The sequence below is a fragment of the Thermoflexus sp. genome, from assembly GCF_042408365.1.
Taxonomy (GTDB): domain Bacteria; phylum Chloroflexota; class Anaerolineae; order Thermoflexales; family Thermoflexaceae; genus Thermoflexus.
The window spans coordinates 1-5,645 of sequence record NZ_JBHOQJ010000123.1 but is presented as its reverse complement, the minus strand read 5'-3'; the positions used below and the strand labels follow the sequence as shown (position 1 = coordinate 5,645).

Genomic DNA, 5,645 nt, shown 5'->3' with positions numbered 1-5,645 from the left:
CTACCTGCGCATGAAGGGCCACAATGTCCTCTTCCCTATCGGTTTCGACGCCTTCGGGCTGCCGGCGGAGAACGCGGCCATCAAACATAACACCCATCCCAAGACCTGGACCTACGCCAACATCGAGCGGATGCGCCGGCAGCTGCGCAGCATGGGGGCGTCCTTTGATTGGAGCCGGGAGGTGATCACCTGCGAGCCCGAATACTACAAGTGGAACCAGTGGTTCTTCATCCAGTTCTACAAACGGGGGCTGGCCTATCGGAAGCGCTCGGCGGTGGATTTCTGCCCCCGATGCAACACCACCCTGGCCCGGGAACAGGTGATCTCCCATAACGGCGAGCGGGTCTGCGAGCGGTGCGGGACGCCAGTGATCAAGAAGGAACTGGAGCAGTGGTTCCTCCGCATCACCGCTTACGCCGATGAGCTTTTGGATCACAGCCGGCTGGATTGGCCGGAGCGGGTGTGCACGATGCAGAAGAACTGGATCGGCCGGAGCGAAGGGGCCGAGATCGTCTTCCCCACCGAGGGGGAGGACTCCATCGTGGTCTTCACCACCCGGCCCGACACCTTGTTCGGCGCCACCTTCATGGTGCTGGCCCCGGAGCACCCGCTGGTGCCCAAGCTCACCGCCCCCGACCGCCGGGCGGAGGTGGAGGCGTATATCCGCGAGGCGCAGCGCCGCACGGAGATCGAGCGGCTCTCCCTGGAGCGGGAGAAGACGGGGGTGTTCATCGGCGCCTATGCCCGGCACCCGCTGACGGAGGAGCGGTTGCCCATCTGGATCTCGGACTACGTGCTGATGGAATACGGGACCGGGGCGGTGATGGGGGTGCCCGCGCACGATCAGCGGGACTTCGAGTTCGCGGTGAAGTTTCGTCTGCCCATCCGGGTGGTGATTGCCCCGCCGGGCTGGCAGGGGGAGGAGCTCACGGCGGCCTATGAAGGGCCCGGTGTGATGGTGAACTCCGGCCCCTTCGACGGGCTGCCCAGCGAGGAGGGGAAGAAGGCGGTGGTGGCGGAGCTGGAGCGGCGGGGCCTGGGCCGGCCGGCCGTCTCCTACCGGCTGCGGGATTGGTGCATCAGCCGCCAGCGCTACTGGGGCACCCCCATCCCCATCATCTACTGCCCGAAGTGCGGCACCGTCCCCGTGCCCGAGGATCAGCTGCCGGTGCTGTTGCCGGAGAGCGTCAACGTGCTGCCCACCGGCGAGTCCCCGCTGAAGTACCTGGAGGACTTCGTGAAGACCACCTGCCCGCAATGCGGCGGGCCTGCGGAGCGGGAGACGGACACCATGGATACCTTCGTGGACTCCTCGTGGTATCAATACCGCTACCTGAGCCCGCACCTAGACCATGCGCCGTGGGATGAGGAGGAAGCCCGTTACTGGCTGCCGGTCGATCTGTACACCGGCGGCGTTGAGCATGCGACCATGCACCTCTTGTACACCCGCTTCTGGACCAAGGTCCTGCGGGATATGGGGATGGTCTGGTTCGACGAGCCCATGATCCGCCTGCGCAACCAGGGCGTTATCCTGGGGGAGGACCGGGAGAAGATGTCCAAATCCCGGGGCAACGTGGTGGCGCCCGATGAGCTGGTCATGCGGTACGGGGCGGACACGGTGCGGGCTTACCTGATGTTCGGCTTCCGCTGGGACATGGGCGGGCCGTGGAGCTCCACGGGCATCGAAGGGGTGCACCGTTGGCTGCATCGGGTGTGGAACTTGGTGTTGGAGCCCGCTGAGGCGGATGGGGAACCGACCCCCGAGCAGGTGGCCACCCTGCGGCGTTGGACCCACCGGACCATCAAGCGGGTGAGCCGGGATCTGGAGGACTTCGAGTTCAACACGGCGATCGCCGCCCTCATGGAGTTCACCAATTACCTCCAAGACGCGAAGGCCACCCCCGTTGTCCGCCACGAGGCGTGGTCGGAGGCCATCCGGACCCTGCTGTTGCTGCTGGCCCCCTTCGTGCCGCACCTGGCGGAGGAACTATGGGAGCGGCTGGGGTATCCGTATAGCATCCATCAGCAGCCCTGGCCCCAGTGGGACGAGGAGCTGGCCCGAGCGGATACGATCACCTTGGTGATCCAGATCAACGGCCGGGTGAGGGATCGGGTGGAGGTGCCGGCCTCGATCACCGAGGAGGAGGCGCGGCGGATCGCCTTGGATCGGGCCAATGTCCGTCGGCACCTGGGCGACCGACAGCCCCAGCGCTTCATCTACGTGCCGGGCCGGCTGATCAACATCGTGGTGGAGTGAGGACGATCCGAACGCTGGAGGCAGAGGGGGAAGGAAGATTTCAATAGGAGATCCCGATTCCGCTCACGATCCAAGGCCTTCTGACTCCTCTGGCGTTGCTGAGGAGGCGACCGGAATGGCGTGAGGCAAACTGGAGGAGATGCGGAGGTAGGGCAGGCAGACCAGATGCGGGGCCGCGTAAGCAGCCCCGCATCTGGTTGGGACGTCGCGGGCGCTGCCTCTGAAGTCCTCTTGGGGAACCGATGGCGAAGCCCCTGCTGGATTTCAGGCCGGAACTCCATGAAGCGACCAGGCGCCGGCCGAGGTGATGCGGACTTGGACCAACTGGCCGCGCCAGTCACGGTCTCCGTCCTCAAAGAACACCAGTTTGTTGTTACGGGTCCGCCCGAACCACTTCCCCTTTTCGTTGCGATCCTCGACCAGGATCTCCACCGTTTGCCCGATGAGGGCCTCGTTCTTGCGGCGGGCGATCCGCTCGTAGAGCTCCTCCAGCATGCGGAAGCGGCGCTCCTTTTCCTCCGGCGGCACGTCGTCGGCCATGCGGCGCCAGGCCACTGTCCCCGGCCGCGGGGAGTATTTCGCGATGTGGACCACGTCGAATTCCAGCTCCTCCACCAGCCGGTAGGTGTCCATAAACTGTTCCTCGGTCTCCCCGCAGAAGCCCACGATGATGTCGGTGGCGATGGAGGCGTTCGGGATGCGCCGGCGGATCTTCTCCACGATCCGCTTGTAGTCGGCCACCGTATAGCCCCGGCGCATTCGAGCCAACACTTCGTCGTTGCCCGCCTGAACGGGGATCTCGATGTGTTCACAGACTTTGGGCAGCTCGGCCACCGCGTCAAGGATCTTATCGGTCATGAAGCTGGGATGGGAGGTGAGGAAGCGGATGCGCACGATCCCCTCCACCTCGTGAACCGCCCGCAGCAAGTCCGCCAGATCCGGGCCGTCCGGGATATCCTTGCCGTAGCGGTCCACGATTTGACCCAGGAGGGTGACCTCCTTCACGCCCTGTTCCGCCAGGGCACGGACCTCGGCCACGATCTGCCCGACCGGCCGGCTCCGCTCGGGGCCACGGCGGTAGGGGATGATGCAGAAGGTGCAGCCGAAGGAGCATCCGTGCACCACCGGCACGTAAGCGGTCACCTTGCGGCCCCGCTCGGTGGCCGGCAGCACCAGCTCCTCGTCCTGGAGGGCGTAGCGGACCATCCGCTCCAAATCGGCGACGGCGCGCCCCTCGTCGATTTGCCTCGCCAGGAAGTCCACCAGCGGGCGGGGGTCTGCTGGAGGCATGAAGACATCCACCCATGGGAAGGCGCGGCGGAGCCCCTCGTTCCCCTTGACCCCGACCAAGCAGCCCATCACGGCCACCACCCGGTCGGGCCGCCGCTCCTTGAGGGGGCGGACCATATGGAGCCAGCCGTAGGCCTTCTCCTCGGCCGACTGGCGGACCACGCAGGTGTTGACGACAAGCACATCGGCGTGTTCAGGTCGCTCGGCCATCTGATAGCCGAGCTTCTCCAAGGCCGAGGCCAGCCGCTCGCTATCGGCGACGTTCATTTGACAACCGAAAGTGTGAATGTAATACCGCATCGACCTCTCGTTCTCCCGCACGCCGTGGAAACGCGATCCGTCCCACAAACGATGGTTTCGATCATCATTTTAGAGGGGAGGCGGAACCCGCGTCAAATCCCCGCATGGCGGCGCTCCGGCGGCTGGGGGCCACGCCCCAGGCGCTCCGCCAGTACATCGGCCAAGGTCGGGCGGCCGATCTCCTGGATCTCGTAGCGCACCCGCAGCACCGGGTGCCGCACCCGGAGGATGCGGGCGAGATCTACCGGGGTGGCGGCCAGCACGAGATCGCAGGGCGCTCGATTGATGGTTTCCTCCAGTTCGCGGATTTGTTCCGCCCCATATCCCATGGCGGGGAGCACCGGGCCGGTCTGCGGATATTGCCGGTAGACCTCCTGGATGCTCCCCACCGCGTAGGGCCGGGGGTCGATGATCTCGCGCGCCCCGAAGCGACGGGCGGCCACCACCCCGGCGCCGTAGGCCATCTCCCCGTGGGTGAGGGTAGGCCCGTCCTCCACCACCAGGACCCGTCGGCCGCGGATGGCGTGGGGATCCTCCACGAAGATGGGCATAGCCGCTTCGATGAGGACCGCCCGGGGGTTCGCCTGGAAGACGTTCTCCCGAACCTGGGCGATGGCCTCCGGGGCGGCGGTGTCGATCTTGTTGATCACCACCACATCGGCCATGCGGAGGTTCGCCTCACCGGGGTGATAGCGCAGCTCGTGGCCTGGACGGTGGGGATCCGCCACCACGATGTGGAGATCTGAAACGAAGAATGGGAAGTCGTTGTTCCCCCCGTCCCAGAGGATGAGATCCCCTTCCGTTTCCGCTGCCCGTAGGATCCGCTCGTAGTCCACCCCGGCGTAGACCACGAAGCCGTTGGCCAAGTGGGGCTCATATTCCTCCCGCTCCTCAATGGTGCACTCATAGCGATCCAAATCCTCAAAGGAAGCGAACCGCTGCACGGCCTGCCGGCGCAGGTCGCCGTAAGGCATCGGGTGGCGGACGATGACCGGGTTCCATCCCAGCTCCCGGAGGAGCCGGGCCACCCGTCGGGTGGTTGGGCTCTTGCCGCTTCCGGTGCGCACGGCGCCGATGGAAACCACCGGCCGACTGGACCGGAGCTGGGTCACCTTCGGGCCCATCAGCCAGAAATCCGCCCCCGCGGCGTGGGCGATGCTGGCCCGGTGCATCACATACTCGTGGCTCACGTCGCTATAGGCGAACACGACGCGCTCCACCCCGAACCGGCGGATCAGATCCGGGAGCTCCTCCTCGGGGTAAATGGGGATGCCCTCCGGATAGAGGGGGCCAGCCAGCTCGGGCGGGTAGAGGCGCCCTTCGATGTTTGGGATCTGAGTGGCTGTGAAGGCCACGACCTCATAATCCGGGTTGTTACGGAAATACACGTTGAAGTTGTGGAAGTCGCGCCCGGCGGCGCCCATGATGATTACTCGGATACGGCTGGGCATGGTGAAGTCCTCCGTGATATTTGATCGATTGTAACGATGCAGCCTGGCCCCATGGGGTTCGAAGCCCCCCTGGATCCCCCCTCCCCACGGCCCTTCCGGCCGTAGGGAGGGGGATCAAGAGGGGTGGGGCCTTTCCGCTGCTTCGCGGTGGCTTCGAACCCAATGTGGCCAGGCTCCATCGTTCCAAATTAAACATCACGGAGGACTTCGCCATGCCCAGCCGTATCCGAGTGATCATCATGGGCGCCGCCGGGCGCGACTTCCACAACTTCAACGTGTATTTCCGTAACAACCCGGATTATGAGGTCGTGGCCTTCACGGCCGCCCAGATCCCCAACATCGAAGGG

The 5,645-nt window shown here is 65.3% G+C and carries 3 protein-coding genes; 1 reads left to right on the top strand and 2 read right to left on the bottom strand.

Going from position 1 to position 5,645, the window contains the following annotated elements:
• A partial coding sequence (leuS, locus tag ACFMO5_RS05355; protein ID WP_376791723.1) for a leucine--tRNA ligase occupies window positions 1-2,257 on the top strand: 2,257 nt, incomplete at its 5' end.
• Window positions 2,258-2,521: 264 nt separating this feature from the next.
• On the opposite strand, the gene miaB is transcribed toward leuS, so the two are convergent.
• Together miaB and ACFMO5_RS05345 are read right to left on the bottom strand one after the other, a co-directional pair.
• On the bottom strand, window positions 2,522-3,847 hold the full coding sequence (gene miaB / locus ACFMO5_RS05350) for a tRNA (N6-isopentenyl adenosine(37)-C2)-methylthiotransferase MiaB (protein WP_376791722.1): 1,326 nt from the start codon (window positions 3,845-3,847) through the stop codon (window positions 2,522-2,524).
• Window positions 3,848-3,939: 92 nt separating this feature from the next.
• Window positions 3,940-5,298 (bottom strand): cyclic 2,3-diphosphoglycerate synthase, encoded by a 1,359-nt coding sequence (locus tag ACFMO5_RS05345; RefSeq protein WP_376791721.1) that lies wholly within the window; start codon window positions 5,296-5,298, stop codon window positions 3,940-3,942.
• Window positions 5,299-5,645 lie beyond the last annotated feature (347 nt).